Source organism: Cognaticolwellia beringensis, from assembly GCF_002076895.1.
GTDB classification, from domain to species: Bacteria; Pseudomonadota; Gammaproteobacteria; order Enterobacterales; family Alteromonadaceae; genus Cognaticolwellia; species Cognaticolwellia beringensis.
Genome location: NZ_CP020465.1, coordinates 3,091,490 through 3,106,981, shown reverse-complemented (window position 1 = coordinate 3,106,981; position 15,492 = coordinate 3,091,490). Strand labels below are relative to the sequence as shown.

At 38.8% G+C, this 15,492-nt stretch carries 12 protein-coding genes and 4 tRNA genes; 6 read left to right on the top strand and 10 right to left on the bottom strand.

What is annotated here, in order from left to right:
- Nucleotides 1–19: 19 nt before the first annotated feature.
- From clpP to B5D82_RS13155, 6 genes are all read right to left on the bottom strand, one after another.
- Nucleotides 20–658 (bottom strand): ATP-dependent Clp endopeptidase proteolytic subunit ClpP, encoded by a 639-nt coding sequence (gene clpP / locus B5D82_RS13180; protein WP_081152139.1) that lies wholly within the window; start codon nucleotides 656–658, stop codon nucleotides 20–22.
- Nucleotides 659–747: 89 nt separating this feature from the next.
- Nucleotides 748–2,055, bottom strand: coding sequence for a trigger factor (gene tig, locus B5D82_RS13175; protein ID WP_081152138.1), 1,308 nt, complete (start codon nucleotides 2,053–2,055; stop codon nucleotides 748–750).
- 427 nt (nucleotides 2,056–2,482) lie between these two features.
- A tRNA-Pro gene (locus B5D82_RS13170) sits at nucleotides 2,483–2,559 on the bottom strand.
- A gap of 33 nt (nucleotides 2,560–2,592) precedes the next feature.
- Nucleotides 2,593–2,668: transfer RNA gene (locus B5D82_RS13165), tRNA-His, on the bottom strand.
- A 7-nt stretch (nucleotides 2,669–2,675) separates the two neighbouring features.
- A tRNA-Arg gene (locus B5D82_RS13160) sits at nucleotides 2,676–2,752 on the bottom strand.
- A 271-nt stretch (nucleotides 2,753–3,023) separates the two neighbouring features.
- Nucleotides 3,024–3,100 (bottom strand) — tRNA-Pro (locus B5D82_RS13155).
- A gap of 277 nt (nucleotides 3,101–3,377) precedes the next feature.
- Between B5D82_RS13155 and folD the strand changes: the two genes are divergently transcribed.
- The gene (folD, locus tag B5D82_RS13150) at nucleotides 3,378–4,235 is read left to right on the top strand and encodes a bifunctional methylenetetrahydrofolate dehydrogenase/methenyltetrahydrofolate cyclohydrolase FolD (RefSeq protein ID WP_081152136.1); all 858 of its coding nucleotides are present in this window, start codon (nucleotides 3,378–3,380) and stop codon (nucleotides 4,233–4,235) included.
- Nucleotides 4,236–4,330: 95 nt separating this feature from the next.
- On the opposite strand, the gene cysS is transcribed toward folD, so the two are convergent.
- On the bottom strand, nucleotides 4,331–5,713 hold the full coding sequence (gene cysS / locus B5D82_RS13145) for a cysteine--tRNA ligase (RefSeq protein ID WP_081152135.1): 1,383 nt from the start codon (nucleotides 5,711–5,713) through the stop codon (nucleotides 4,331–4,333).
- 225 nt (nucleotides 5,714–5,938) lie between these two features.
- Here cysS and B5D82_RS13140 point away from each other — a divergent pair, with 225 nt between their 5' ends.
- Nucleotides 5,939–6,430, top strand: a complete 492-nt coding sequence (locus tag B5D82_RS13140; RefSeq protein ID WP_081152133.1) for a peptidylprolyl isomerase — start codon at nucleotides 5,939–5,941, stop codon at nucleotides 6,428–6,430.
- Between the two features lie 24 nt (nucleotides 6,431–6,454).
- Nucleotides 6,455–7,213, top strand: coding sequence for a UDP-2,3-diacylglucosamine diphosphatase (locus tag B5D82_RS13135; RefSeq protein ID WP_081154500.1), 759 nt, complete (start codon nucleotides 6,455–6,457; stop codon nucleotides 7,211–7,213).
- A gap of 117 nt (nucleotides 7,214–7,330) precedes the next feature.
- On the opposite strand, the gene B5D82_RS13130 is transcribed toward B5D82_RS13135, so the two are convergent.
- From B5D82_RS13130 to B5D82_RS13115, 3 genes are all read right to left on the bottom strand, one after another.
- On the bottom strand, nucleotides 7,331–9,211 hold the full coding sequence (locus B5D82_RS13130; protein WP_081152132.1) for a DUF885 domain-containing protein: 1,881 nt from the start codon (nucleotides 9,209–9,211) through the stop codon (nucleotides 7,331–7,333).
- An 870-nt stretch (nucleotides 9,212–10,081) separates the two neighbouring features.
- Nucleotides 10,082–10,525: a DoxX family protein gene (locus tag B5D82_RS13120; RefSeq protein WP_081152129.1), complete on the bottom strand. Its 444-nt coding sequence runs from the start codon at nucleotides 10,523–10,525 to the stop codon at nucleotides 10,082–10,084.
- 61 nt (nucleotides 10,526–10,586) lie between these two features.
- Nucleotides 10,587–11,180 carry an FMN-dependent NADH-azoreductase gene (locus tag B5D82_RS13115; protein WP_081152127.1) on the bottom strand — a complete coding sequence of 198 codons (594 nt, stop codon included), beginning with the start codon at nucleotides 11,178–11,180 and terminating at the stop codon, nucleotides 10,587–10,589.
- Nucleotides 11,181–11,522: 342 nt separating this feature from the next.
- Between B5D82_RS13115 and B5D82_RS13110 the strand changes: the two genes are divergently transcribed.
- From B5D82_RS13110 to B5D82_RS13100, 3 genes are all read left to right on the top strand, one after another.
- Nucleotides 11,523–12,374 carry a pirin family protein gene (locus tag B5D82_RS13110; RefSeq protein ID WP_081152126.1) on the top strand — a complete coding sequence of 284 codons (852 nt, stop codon included), beginning with the start codon at nucleotides 11,523–11,525 and terminating at the stop codon, nucleotides 12,372–12,374.
- A gap of 257 nt (nucleotides 12,375–12,631) precedes the next feature.
- Complete coding sequence (locus B5D82_RS13105) at nucleotides 12,632–14,551, top strand: monovalent cation:proton antiporter-2 (CPA2) family protein (RefSeq protein WP_081152124.1); 1,920 nt, start codon at nucleotides 12,632–12,634, stop codon at nucleotides 14,549–14,551.
- Nucleotides 14,552–15,454, top strand: coding sequence for a LysR family transcriptional regulator (locus B5D82_RS13100; RefSeq protein ID WP_081152123.1), 903 nt, complete (start codon nucleotides 14,552–14,554; stop codon nucleotides 15,452–15,454). It begins immediately after the preceding gene.
- Nucleotides 15,455–15,492 lie beyond the last annotated feature (38 nt).

Below are 15,492 nucleotides of genomic sequence, written 5' to 3'. Positions count from 1 at the left end.
CGAATAACAAAGAAGACCGTTATTTATCCATTCTTTGTTCTAATATGGCATCAACTAAACCATATTCAACCGCGCTTTCTGCACTTAAGAAATTATCACGGTCAGTATCACCAGATACTTTTTCTAAAGGTTGGCCGGTGTGCTCTGCCATCAAACGATTAAGTTTACCTTTAATATACAAAATTTCTTTTGCATGTATTTCAAAATCAGAAGCTTGACCTTGAAAGCCACCTAGCGGCTGATGGATCATGACACGAGCATTGGGTAAACAGTAACGTTTGCCTTTTGCACCACCAGAAAGCAAAAATGCGCCCATACTAGCGGCTTGACCAATACATACTGTACTAACATTTGGCCTAATGAATTTCATGGTGTCGTAAATAGCCATACCTGCAGTAACTGAACCACCTGGAGAATTGATATATAAATAAATATCTTTATCTGGGCTTTCTGATTCTAAAAATAGCATTTGGGCAACGATTAAGTTGGCCATATGGTCTTCAACCTGACCACAAAGAAAAATAACGCGCTCTTTTAGCAGTCTTGAATAAATATCGTAAGAGCGTTCACCTTTGGCGGTTTGCTCAACAACCATAGGCACTAAAGCGCTTTCTGTCGTATTTGTTAAATCGTGAGAATTATTGTGAGAAGTAAACAACTAACTTTCCTTTTTTATAAAAAAATGGCTCATATGTCCCCATATAAGCCATTTAAGCGATTGCTCAGCAAAATGTCAATCTAAAAGGTCTATTTACCTTCAGGATTCATGATATCTTTGAAACTGGCTTTCTTATCTTTTACTTTTGCGCTTTCAAGTAACAACTCAACAGCTTGCTCTTCCAATGCAACATTCTGCATTTGCTGGGCAAGTTCTTTGTTCGTTTTGTAGTACTCAATAACTTCAGCTGGATCTTCATAAGCTGATGCTGCTGAAGCAATTAATTCAGTAACTTTAGCTTCGTCAACTTTTAATTCGTTAACTTTGATCACTTCACCAAGAAGCAAACCGGTCTTAACACGACGTTTCGCTTGTTCTTCAAACATTTCTGCTGGAAGTTCTGGTAAGTTGTTCGGATCCATTTGGCCAGCAAAACGTTGCATAGCTTGCTTGCGCAGTACGTCAACTTCTTGAGCAACAAGTGCCGCTGGAATATCTAATTCGTTAACTTCAAGCAAACCTTCAATAACTTGCTCTTTAACTTTAGCTTTTACTGCTTGGTTAAGTTCGCGCGCCATGTTTTTACCAACTTCTTCGCGAAGTGCAGCAACACCGCCTTCTTCCACGCCGAATAGTTTCGCAAACTCGTCATCTACTTCAGGTAAAACTGGACCTTCAGTTTTGTGAACAACGATATCGAACTCTGCGTCTTTACCTTTAAGCTTTTCAGCATGGTAATCTTCAGGGAAAGTGATTGTAATGGTTTTTTCATCGCCAGCTTTCATACCCGTGATTTCAGTTTCGAAACCTGGGATCATGCGACCTGAGCCTAATTCAAGTTCAAAACCTTCAGCTTTACCACCTTCAAATTCTTCACCGTCTACACGGCCATTGAAGTCGATAGTTAGCTTGTCGCCTTTCTTGGTTTTACGCTTGTTTTCTTTCCACGTTTTATGCTGATTTTGTAATGTTTCAAACATTTCATCAAGGTCAGCATCAGTAACTTCAACCGCTGGACGTTCTACTGCGATTTTATCAAGATCTTTTAAAACAACTTCAGGATAAATTTCAAATGTTGCTTCAAATTCTAACGCTTTACCATCTTCATTGCTTTTAGCAACAAATGCAGGACGACCTGCAGGATTTAATTTCTCAGCTACAATCGCATCAACAAAGTTACGTTGCATTAATTCACCAGCAACTTCTTGACGAACTGATTGACCATAACGTTTTTGAATAACTGATGGTGGAACTTTACCTGGACGGAAACCATTGATACGCTGGGTTTTACCGATATGGCGAAGACGATTCTTAACTTCAACATCTACTGTTTCGGCAGGAACTGAAATCGTTAAACGACGTTCCAAACCTTGTGTAGTCTCAACTGAAACTTGCATTTAATTACCTCAAAAAACTTAGCGTATGCACGCTTTCTATAACGCATCTAAATATAGTCAACACAACTTTATAACAAAGTTATGCATTCAGCTTGTTTGACTTAACAAACAGAGCCCGGAAAATCCGAATAAAGATGTTCAGATTAAAATAATGACGCGAAATTATAGCGGTGCTTTAAACAAGAGTCGAGCATAGAACGCAAATAAATTAAAATTTAATGCTATAGAAGGTAATAAAAGCCTATAAAGCTATTATTTAGGAAAGTTTAGAATAAAAATCAGAAAAACATTATAAAGGAATAAAATTAAGAAAGTGGTCGGTGATGCAAGATTCGAACTTGTGACTGAACTTTATGATACCCAAACCAGCACTTTATTATTTGAGCTAGGTAAAGTCTTTGAGCTATATAACTAATAAAAAAAGAAGTGGTCGGTGATGCAAGATTCGAACTTGCGACCCCTTGGACCCAAACCAAGTGCGCTACCAAGCTGCGCTAATCACCGATATACTTTTTTACTACTACCCATACAGAAAAATGGGGTGGCTAAAGGGACTTGAACCCTCGACAACCGGAATCACAATCCGGGGCTCTACCAACTGAGCTATAGCCACCACTGTATGGCGCGCCCTGCAGGATTCGAACCTGCGACCCACGCCTTAGAAGGGCGTTGCTCTATCCAGCTGAGCTAAGGGCGCACATTTACCTACAGATGCTAAACAAACTTAACTATATATAAAGTTTATTTCTTTTTCACTTAAAAAGTAAAAAAGTGGTCGGTGATGCAAAATTCAAACTTCGACTGAACTTTAGAATACCCAAACCATTTACTTAGCCTTTCAAGTTGCTTAAAGCATTAAGAAAGAAAAAGTGGTCGGTGATGCAAAATTCAAACTTCGACTGAACTTTAGAATACCCAAACCATTTACTTAGCCTTTCAAGTTGCTTAAAGCATTAAGAAAGAAAAAGTGGTCGGTGATGCAAGATTCGAACTTGCGACCCCTTGGACCCAAACCAAGTGCGCTACCAAGCTGCGCTAATCACCGACATTTGTTAAAAACGCTTGCGTTCTCAACGGGTGCGGATATTACCTAGTTGCCCGTTGCGCGTCAAACACTTTTTTTAAATAAATGTGCGTTCGCTCACTTTTACAGCATCTTGGTTAAAATACCACTCATAATGACTAATAAAATATAAATATCGGCTTTTTTTACCATTATTCATCAAGAAATCATTTTTTCGACAATCAAGGCATTTATTTTCTACAAATAGCTTTTCTAATATGCGAAAATAGCCACGTTTATTAGCCTTTTGTGAAGAAATATGACTGCAGCTCTTATTGACGGTAAGTTGATCGCCCAACAATTACGCCATTCTGTTAAAGATAAAGTTCAACAACGCATAAAAAATGGCTTACGTGCACCCGGGTTGGCCGTAATTCTAGTTGGTTCAGATCCCGCATCGCAAGTTTATGTTGGAAGTAAAAGAAAAGCCTGTGAAGAAGTTGGCTTTGTATCACGCTCTTATGACCTACCTCCGACGACGACACAAGATGAACTTTTTAATTTAATCGATGAGTTAAATAACGATAATGAAATTGATGGCATTCTCGTTCAGTTACCATTACCTGTGGGTTTAGACGCAAATTTAATTATCGAGCATATTAATCCCTTAAAAGATGTTGACGGCTTTCACCCTAACAATGTCGGTAAGCTAGCTTTACGCCAACCAGGCCTTCGCCCTTGTACACCAAAAGGGATAATGACCTTGATTGCATCAACGGGAGTTGATCCTCATGGCTTAGAAGCTGTAATAGTAGGTGCATCAAATATCGTTGGCCGCCCGATGACTCTTGAATTATTGCTCGCGGGTTGTACCGTTACTACAACGCATAGATTCACCAAAGATTTAGAAACAAAAATTAGAAATGCCGACCTATTAGTCGTTGCTGTGGGTAAACCTGAGTTTATTCCCGGTGAATGGATTAAAAAAGGCGCAATTGTTATCGATGTAGGTATTAATCGTTTAGATAACGGAAAATTAGTCGGTGACGTTGGCTTTGCTAAGGCAAAAGACAGCGCGGCTCATATCACACCGGTTCCAGGTGGCGTTGGCCCAATGACTGTAGCTAGCTTAATAGAAAACACGCTTATCGCCTGTGAAGAATTTCATAGTAAATAGTCATTCTATGAATACATACATCATAGTTTCATAAAGCCAAAACATAAAAGCCTGCATTCGCAGGCTTTTTTATTAAGAGTTGTATCTTAAACGAATTAAGCCTTACGCCACGTTGTGCCGCCAGCACTATCTTCTAGGATAATATTAAGCGCAGCCAACTTATCGCGGGCATCATCAGCCATTGCCCAATCTTTATTAGCTCGGGCATCTTTACGCTGTTTGATCAAGGCTTCAATTTCTGCGACTTCATCACTATTTTCACCGCCACCTTGAAAAAAATCTTCAGGTGAATTTTGTGCAACACCTAAAACTTCACCAAGCGAGACTAAAATGAATGCAAGTTTTGAAGCTTCTACTATATCTGTTGCTTTGATGCGATTGATCTCTTTCGCCAATTCAAATAACACAGGCATAGCTTCAGGACAGTTAAAGTCATCATCCATAGCTTTTTCAAAGCGCTGTACGTATTCGTTGCCTTTTAACTCCACCTTCATCGGGGTGACATCACGCAACGCGGTATAGATGCGTTCTAAACTGGCACGAGCTTGGGTTAAGTTATCTTGTGAATAATTTAATTGGCTGCGGTAATGGCTAGAGGTCAAAAAGAAACGCACGCTTTCTGCGTCATATTCATCAAGCACACTGCGTAAAGTAAAAAAGTTATTTAAAGATTTTGACATCTTTTCTTTGTTGATTTGCACCATACCACCATGCATCCAGTAGTTAACATAAGGTGTATCATGTGCACAACAAGATTGAGCGATTTCATTTTCATGGTGTGGGAACTGTAAATCAGAGCCGCCGCCATGAATATCAAAATGTTCACCCAAATGTTTTAAATTCATAGCAGAACATTCAATATGCCAACCCGGACGACCTTTCCCCCATGGTGACCCCCAACTTGGCTCATCAGGTTTCGCCATTTTCCACAACACAAAATCTAATGGGCTACGTTTCGCTTCATCAACGTCAACTCGTGAACCCGACTGCAGCATATCTAAATTTTGTAAACTTAATTTACCGTAATCTTTATAGGTACTGACTTCAAACATTACATCACCATTACTGGCAACATAAGCGTGTTTGCGTTCAATAAGACGTTCAACTAAAGCAATAATCTCATCCATGTGACCAGTAACTGTAGGTGCGATATCTGGACGCATTATATTAAGATCATCAAAATCTTGATACATTTGCGCGGTCATGCGTAAAGTTAAATCTTCACAGCTTTCACCATTTTCATTCGCACGTTTGATAATTTTATCGTCTACGTCGGTAATATTACGTACATGGGTTAGGTCGTAGCCTAAGTATTTAAAGTAACGCGCAATAATATCGAAGGCAACATAGGTTCTGGCGTGACCGATATGACAGCGATCATAAATAGTAATACCGCAAACATATAAACCTACCTTGTTGGAAGTGATCGGTTTAAAAACTTCTTTTTTCCTGCTTAAGGTATTATAAATCTGCAACATAACGGCGCTTTTTCCTATGTAATATCAATACTTGATTAAATTCGACTATCCCCACACGGAGATTTACGCAATTGTACCCCAAGTATTACAATGGATCATTAGCTTGGCTGCATTTGCTGTAATATTTACTGATTATTTTTAGAATAAATTTTGCCGAGAAATCTTTTTTTTATTAAGTTACAATTTACCTAATTACATTTCCTTTAGCTTTATGAGTAAAAAACAATGATCACATTTAAAACGACCCTAGGCGAAATTAAAATTGAATTAGATTTTGATAACGCACCTGTTACTGCAAAAAACTTCCAACAATACGCTGAAGACGGCTTTTATAACGGCACGATTTTTCACCGTGTAATTAAAGGTTTTATGGCGCAAGGCGGTGGTTTCGCATCAGGCATGGACGAAAAAGACAGCCGTGAATCAATCAAAAACGAAGCAAACAATGGTTTAGCTAACGCTCGTGGTACTTTAGCAATGGCGCGTACGCAAGAGCCACATTCAGCTTCAGCACAATTTTTTATTAATTTAGCCGATAACGACTTCCTTAATTTTAAAAGTGAAGATGTGCAAGGCTGGGGTTACTGTGTGTTTGCTAAAGTGGTTGAAGGTATGGACATTGTCGATAAAATGACGCTTGTTGATACGGGTCGCAATGGTTTTCACGATGATGTGCCAAAAGAAGAAATAATCATTGAAGAAACAATCGTAGCGTAATTATTGATTACCGACGTCAATGATATGAGTGAAACCTCTCATGTGAATAATAAATCAGCATTAACTTATTTTATTGCTGATTTACATCTCGCACAAAACAGGCCCGACATCACGGCCTGTTTTTTAACTTTCTTGAAAAACGACGCCCCAAAAGCACAAACATTGTATATTTTAGGCGATTTATTCGAGTATTGGATAGGCGACGACGATAACAGCCCCTTCCTTTTAGAAATTTCTCAGGCGATTAAAGCCCTATCGGTGCTTGGCTGTAAAATTTACTTTATACACGGCAATCGCGACTTTTTATTGGGCAAACGCTTTGCCAAGCAATCAGGTATGGAGTTACTACCTGAAGTAACGCTAATAGACTTATATGGCATGCCTGTTGTTATTATGCATGGCGATACCCTTTGTACACGAGATGTTGGCTATCAAGCTTTTCGTAAAAAATCACGAAGTTGGTGGTGGCAAGCTCTTATAAAAAGTTTACCCTTATTTGTTCGACGGAAGATTGCCAACAATTATCGCGAGCAAAGTTCGACAGCAACAGCAATGAAGTCGCAAGATATTATGGATGTCACTGATAGTGAAGTCGTGCATTGCTTAGAGCAATACCAAAGTCAACTTTTGATTCATGGGCATACTCATCGACCCGCAGTACATGACGTAAAAGCAAATAATCAACAAGCGCAACGCATAGTACTAGGTGACTGGTACGAACAAGGTGCATGGCTGAAGGTGACGCCTGATTCTATGGATTTACTGGATAGTCCATTTGAGTAAAAATAGTGTATTAACATGTCTCATTCTCAGCGTATTACAATATAAAGTAATTTAACCTGAACTATCGTTTAGGCATTTACACCAATTTCACAACAAATAGTACACCAAATCCAATCGTTATTTTGTCATTTGGCTTTTTATCCAGTCATTCACTCTTCGCTCTAATAGTGCTAATGGCATTGCGCCTCCTCCCAACACAGTATCGTGGAAACCACGAATGTCGAAACGATCTCCTAATTTTTGTTCCGCACTTGCACGTAATTCTTGCATTTTTAACATACCTATTTTATAAGCGGTTGCTTGCCCAGGTAATACTAAGTATCGACGGATTTCAGAGATAATAGCGTCTTCAGCAACCGGGGTTTTTTCTTTAAAGTATGTAACAGCTTGCTCTTCAGTCCAGCCTTTTGCATGTAGACCGGTATCAACGACCAAGCGAACCGCGCGCCATATTTCGTTTACTAGTCGGCCAAAATCAGAATAATCATCTTGATAGCCCCCCATTTCTTTTGCTAATAATTCAGCATATAAGCCCCAGCCCTCAACATAGGCGATAAAGCTTGTTTGCGTTCTAAATTGTGGGATTGAAGTAAGCTCTTGAGCAATAGAAATTTGCATATGATGGCCAGGGTTTCCCTCATGGTAAGCAACCCCTTCCATTTCATTCTTTGGCATCGATAACATGTCAGATAAATGTGCGTAATAAACCCCGGGACGACTGCCGTCAGGTGTACCAGGCGCATAATGCTGTGCTGCACCATCTTGCTCTCTAAAGGCTTCAACACGTTTAACAACTAACCCCGCTTGAGGCAATATACCAAAGTAGTTTGGTAGCTGCTTATTAATAAAATCTAAATAAATTTCAGTATCAGTAATATAGCCTTGTCGTCCTATATTGGTATTTGAATAAAAGAACTGTTCATCGGTTTTAATAAAGTCAAAAAATGCCGATAAGTCACCTTTAAAACCTACACGTTCTTTAATTGTGATCATCTCGTTGGTAATACGCTCAACTTCTTTAATGCCAATATTATGAATTTCTTCAGCCGTTAATTCAGTGGTTGTTGATGCTTCAATCATTTGACTGTAAAACGCCTGACCATTTTTTTGTGAAGAAACGCCGGTAGGATTGCTGACCGTATTAACAATATCACTCTCAAACCAAGCTATCAGCGCTTGATAACTTGGTAAAAAAACCTCAAGCAGCTGCTTTTTAGCCGCAAATTTTAATGCCTGTGCTTGATCTACGGAAATTTCATCTGTATCAACTAAGCCACGAATTTTCCGTTCAATGTCCATCCACAGTGGCGAGTCGCTTGCATCTTCTGCGTTTGAAAATGGTATACCTGAAATAAGGTTATTTGATTGTTCAATAACACCTTCATAGGCAAACTTTGGTGGTCTTGTACCGGCAGCTGCATTTACTTTAGCTCTTTCTAGTAACTGAGTAATCGCAGTACTAATACCAGCAATACGAGTTATATATGCCTGCATATCACTTAACTCATCAACGCGATGAAAATTAATTAAAAACTGGGCAACACTTGCTTGAGCACCATCAAATTGATCAAAAATATAACGATGTTTATTAAACTTAGCCGCTGTTTTGGCTTGTTGGTATAAATAAAGCCAAATATCGTACGACATTTTTGCTTCTGATGTTAATTTACTGTAATCAAAATTAGCCGTTAACTCATCAACACTTGCGGCTTGCCATGCTAATTGTTCTTGCTGATATGACTCAGTCATGTCGTCAATTTGGTCGTATTTATCTTTACGCCCTAACATAGTTAACATCATAGGGCTATTTTGCAACTGCGCTTCATATTTAATCGCAAACCATTCATTTAAGCGCTTTGTCTCACTAAGCTGGCTTTGTGTAACGGTTTTAGACACTGCTATCGCTGGTGATTCTTGGACGGTTGTTTGTGTTGAACTATTAGGTTGGCAAGCAGACAAAAATACAACTGCTCCAAGCAATGCAATCGAAGAACGCATCAATTATTCCTTTATTAATGTATAAATAAATAGCCCATAAAAGCACTGAAATTTAATTGAGTTATGTTAAAAGCTAAATACCCAGATGAAACAATTAGTATAAAAAATAATACCACTTAAATATTACCGGTTTTTCTAATAGTCCCTAAACCTTCTAAAACTGGCCATTGCTGTCAATTGCAATGGTGAGCTTTAGCGCATTTACTTAATTCATTTGATATAGCTAATGATTATTTTTCAGCATACTGAATTAAAGCATAATTAGGTTATATTTATCGAGTAGAACTGCCATTAAATTTACAGTGTGGGTGAACCATTATGAAATTTGAAGTTATTATATGGGCTGATAATTAATTGAGCTTCTAGCTCAGTAAAAAAAGCAATACGGTTATCAACTTTATCACTTTGATCTAGACCCGCTATTTCTTAGGACAGGGTTAAGTCATCTTGATAATGGCGCGCTTCAGAGCGCAGTAAAGTTACGTAAAATCCTGCAATCGTCTATCAAAGTCACGGGCTAACATCGAAAGTATTGTGGTTAATCAGCCGCCAGCTTACATAAGTAATGTAAAATAGCATCATGATGGTTTTGCAAGTTTTCACTGCCCTCGCTAAATCATACACCAAATCAATATTATGCTCGGCTAATTCCGCAGCAGGAGCTACACCCGAAAATCTCAGCAATTGCGGACTATTAATCACGCTAGCACTTAATATCACTTTTTTACTGGCTTTAATTAGTAATTTTAAACGAAGAAAGACTAAAGTTTCAACCAAACAATATGGCGTAAACTTTAGTCTTTTAAAGGTATTCCATCAACCTAGATTAAAAATAAACTGGGTTGAAGTATATTTTGCAGAATATGATGCTTAACTTAACTTTTTCGCTAGCACATTATCCAATGCCAACTTACCTGAGCCAGAAAATGCTAATGAAACACTCGCTGCTAGCAAGGCTAAACCAAACTCATAACCGTTATTTGACATAAATAAACCATTAGCAAAATGCACCGAGAAAATCGCTACAACCATAGTTAACGAAAGTGCAATGGCTGCTGGGCGTGTTAATAAACCTAACAGAATAAATAAACCACCAAAAAACTCTGCACTACCCGCTAATAACGCCATTATAAAACCAGGTGCCAAACCAATTGACTCCATCCAACCGCCCGTACCTTCAAGACCGTAGCCACCAAACCAGCCAAACAGTTTTTGTGCACCATGGGCCATAAAAATAATCCCAATAGGCAGACGAAGTGCTAATGCCGAGTAACCTGCGTTTGAACGGGTTAGTTTTGCTAATAATGCTTTCATTTTAAATTCCTTACTCTTGTTAATGATGTTAAATATTGCTTAATTTGTTACAGCTGTATTTTTACAGGCTAACGCTTTTTATCACTGATTGTGCGGCGGCAAATCTTTCATCGCCTCCAGGCATGTTTAGGCCTTCAGCGTAAATAAAATCAATGTTATCAATACCAATAAAGTTAAAGAAACTGGTTAAGTATTGCGTTTGCGAATCACTTGTTGTGCCTGCATGCATACCACCGCGCGCTGCAACCACAATAACTCTTTTGTTTTTTAATAAACCCACAGGGCCATTTTCAGTGTAACGAAAGGTTACACCTGCTCGCGCTACTCTATCTACCCAAGCTTTAAAGGTTGATGGCACGCCAAAGTTGTACATAGGCATAGCAACGACTAGCGTATCTGCTTTTGTTAATTCTGTTATCAAGCTATCAGAAACGCTAGCAAGCAATGCTTGTTGCTCAGTTCGCTCGCTTTCTTGTGCCATCCACGCCGCCATTTCTTCCTGAGTTAAATGAGCTAGCGCTTGTTTGGCTAGATCTCGGTCAACAACCTTGACCTCCGAAGTAGCTGACAAATTAGTCACTAACTCTTGCGCTAATTTAGTTGAATTACCCTGCTCACCATTTAATGACGACTTAATGAATAAAATGTTGTTCATAGCTAACCTCTTCTCTTTTATTAATCTTAACTTGGTCTAGTCTTAATAATTAACACTAGCTGTAAATTTGATGAGCACAGTATTGATTAAAAATGAGCAGAACAAAATTACTAATTTACGCACAAAACATTCTATTAAATAGAATGTTTGTAGAAATAGCTTTTTCGATTAAGCTAAATACTCATCCACTTTAAAAGAATGCATCGTTAACTTTTTAATAATATTGTTACCTTAAAAAGAATGTTAAGTTTATTAACAGATAATATATGAGAACTAGTGGCGGTTCGTATTAACAATCGTCAGGAGTTCAACCGTTAATCATTTACTAAAAGTGAGTTCAACATGGCAAAAGTGCTAACATCAATCGAACACGACCTCGGTGGTTTACATGTAAAACGCGTTTTACCTCATCAAGAGAAACGTATGGTAGGTCCATTTATTTTCTTTGACCAAATGGGTCCTAATGATTTTCCAGCAGGAAAAGGGATTAATGTTAGACCGCATCCGCATATTGGTCTATCAACTTTAACTTACTTATTTGCCGGGAATATTTTACATCGCGATTCACTGGGTAATAACCTTGAAATAAGCCCAGGTGATGTTAATTGGATGACCGCAGGTAAAGGTATTACGCACTCAGAGCGTGAGTCTTTTGAAGTAAGAGCTAACCCACATGCTATTAGCGGCTTACAATGCTGGATAGCATTACCGGAAGATAAAGTTGAAATTGAACCGGCCTTTATTCACGTTAAAAAACAAGACTTACCACACTCGACTTATAAAGATGTCATGATGAGGCTTATTGTCGGTGATGCATACGGGTTAAGCTCACCGGTAAAAAGTTATTCACCGATGTTTTATATTGACGTAGTGGCCGGAGCAGAAAGCACCATAACTAAGCCGCACCCAACACAAGAAACGGCAATATTCGTTATCAGTGGCAAAATTGAAATAAAGGGTGAAACTTATGGGACAAGTGAGTTTGTTTTTTTAGACGAAAATGATCATGACATAACCATGATCGAAGGCGGACGATTTATCATGCTCGGTGGTGAAAAATTTCAAAAAGTTCCTTACTTACACTGGAATTTTGTCGCTTATACTAAAGAAAGAATGGAACAAGCCAAAGACGATTGGAAAAACGGTAGATTCCCCACTATTCCTGGTGATGATAAAGAGTTTATTCCGTTATAAGCCCGTGTCACTGTACTTGTTAGCAGCCCCTTGCTAACAAGTAAAATGTCGTAATATAAAATAAAACGATATACTTCAGCGGTAAAATGAAAAATAAAAGTCTATAGATGAGCATGAAATTAACGTACATTTTATGCTCATCTAGCTAATACCATTTTATATAAAGAAGTAACCACTTCCTTATATAAAATGGTATTACAACGTGAACAAAATACTTATATGCAGTTGTTTATTAAAATAATAAAAAAGAGAAATCTATGTTAGAAATGGCAGTCATTTATTTAGCCGCAGCCATAGTAGCGGTGCCCATTGCCAAGCGTTTAGGCTTGGGCTCCGTGCTTGGCTACCTCATTGCCGGCATCATCATTGGTCCCTTTGCTTTCGGGCTTGTAGGCGACCAAACCGATGTTATGCACTTTGCAGAGTTTGGTGTAGTCATGATGCTATTTTTAGTGGGCTTAGAGTTACAGCCCTCACGATTATGGAAGTTAAGACATTCCATTATTGGCTTAGGTGGATTACAAGTTTTACTCACTACAGCGTTATTCTTTGCTGTTTGTTATTTCATCTTAAACTTGCGCTGGGAAACCTCACTAGCCATAGGGTTGATGCTAGCACTGTCTTCAACTGCTATTGTTTTGCAAACGTTGACTGAGAAAGGTTGGATCAAACAAGAAGCCGGTCAAAACGCCTTCTCTGTACTGTTATTTCAAGATATTGCCGTTATTCCAATTTTAGCACTATTGCCATTACTGGCCTTTAGCGAAATATCCCATGTTGCCTCAAATCATGGTAATTTAATTGAACACCTACCGGTATTCGCACAAGTATTAATATCACTAGCGACCATTGCCGCGATAATATTTTCTGGCAAATACATTGCAACCCCACTGTTTCGCTATATCGCGGAAACACGTTTGCGCGAGCTATTCACCCTGTTCGCTTTGTTTTTAGTGATTGTTATTGCGGTCATCATGCAAAAAATTGGTTTATCTCCGGCTTTAGGGACATTTTTAGCGGGTGTGGTTTTAGCCGAAAGCGAATTTAGACATGAGTTAGAAGTCGATATTGAACCCTTTAAAGGTTTATTACTTGGACTGTTTTTTATCACGGTAGGTGCATCTATTGATTTTCCGTTATTAATCGAACAATTTAGCAATGTCATGCTCTTTGTCATCGGACTTATTGTGATTAAAGCTTTCGTGTTATATATCCTTGCTTACGCTTTTAACATTAAAAGCAAACAAAAGTTACTGTTTACCTTAGCGTTAGCGCAAGGGGGCGAATTTGCCTTTGTCTTGTTATCGCTAACCAGTACATTACAAATTCTCAGTGTTGAACAAACCAAGTTAACCACTTTAGTTGTTGCCATATCAATGCTAATGGCCCCTTTGCTATTGATGTTTTATGAAAAAGTCATTAACCGCGAAGACAATACACAACAAGCGTTCGACAAGCCTGAACAAATAGAAGCCACTAAGAATGTCATCATTGCTGGCTATGGCCGTTTTGGTCAAGTTATTGGCCGCTTATTAACCGCGCAGGGATATCACTTATCGATTCTTGACCACAGTCCAAGCCAAATTGAATTGCTAAGGCGCTTTGGTAATAAAGTATTTTATGGCGACGCTGCCCGTATAGACTTGCTAACCGCTTCTGGTGCTAGCGAAGCACAATTACTCGTTATTGCCATTGATGATGCCGACAAAGTGCTTGAAATAGCGACCATGGCTAAAAAGCATTACCCTCAACTAAAAATTGCCGCTCGTGCTATCGACCGCCGCCATGCTTATCAATTAATGCACCTTGGCATTGAGACATTTAAGCGTGAAACCTTTGATTCTGCGCTTAACTTAGGTGTTGAAGCCCTTACCTTATTGGGTAATGAACCGGCAGACGCTAAACGAGCAGGTGAAATATTTGCCAAACATGATAATGAGTCATTAACCGCGTTAGCAGATTTATGGGGTGATGATCATAGTTATGGTATCGCCGTAAAACAACGTATCGAAGATTTAAAACAAGTATTGAGTAACGATAGAAATGAGCAAGAGAAATTAAATACCTGTCGAAAAAGTGACGGTACACCTTGTGATGACATTACAGAAAGTGACGAAGCAAGTGTTGTAGAAAGTAATGCGACAACGTCGGAAAAACTCAATAATGCGAGTAAATAAATGCTAAGAATATCCTTAGAGCAATGGCGTATGTTCCATGCTGTTGTCGAATTTGGTGGTTTTAATCAAGCATCGCAAGGTGTACATAAAAGCCAATCAAGTATTCATAATGCTGTCAGTAAAATAGAAAACTCGCTAGGGGTAAAACTATTTAAAATTGAAGGACGTAAAACCGTATTAACTGAGGCCGGTCAATTAATGCTTCAACGGGCAAATTACTTACTTCAAGAAGCGAAAAAAATTGAAGCTATTGGTCAAACGTTAAGCCAAGGTATCGAGACTACGCTAAAAATTGCGGTTGATGAAATATTTCCCCGTACGGTGTTGTACCAAGTGCTTGAAAAGGTTTCCGTGCAATACCCTTTGCTGCAAATTGAATTAATTGAAACCATACTCAGCGGCGCGAGTGAGTTACTAAGCCAAGATGCTGTTGAAATTGCTATATCACCTATTTCGCTAGGTACCGGCTTTAGTGAAAGTTTGTGTTACATCACCTTTAACGCGGTGGCTAGCCCAACTCATCCTTTACATAAACTTAAGCGCAAGCTCAGCTTAGAAGATCTGAAGTCTTATCGACAGATAGTGGTGCGAGATTCAGCGCATTTACATAAAGACAAAAAAGCCAGTGAAGGCTGGCTAGAAGCAAATCAGCGCTGGACGGTCAGCCATTTACAAAGTTCAATTGACATGATTTGCAAAGGATTAGGTTTTGCTTGGTTACCGGTTAACTTAATTGAACAGCAACTAAACGATAAGGAACTCATCCCCTTAAAGTTAAATGAAAATAGACAGCGCTCTACCCAACTTTACCTCACATTTAAAGATGGTGACTCACTAGGTCCTGCTGCTAGCAGTTTTATCGCAGAGATGAGGTTACAATGCCTGCACTTGCAAAACACTTAGCCATAAACACCTAGCCATAAATACTTCATAACCGTTCT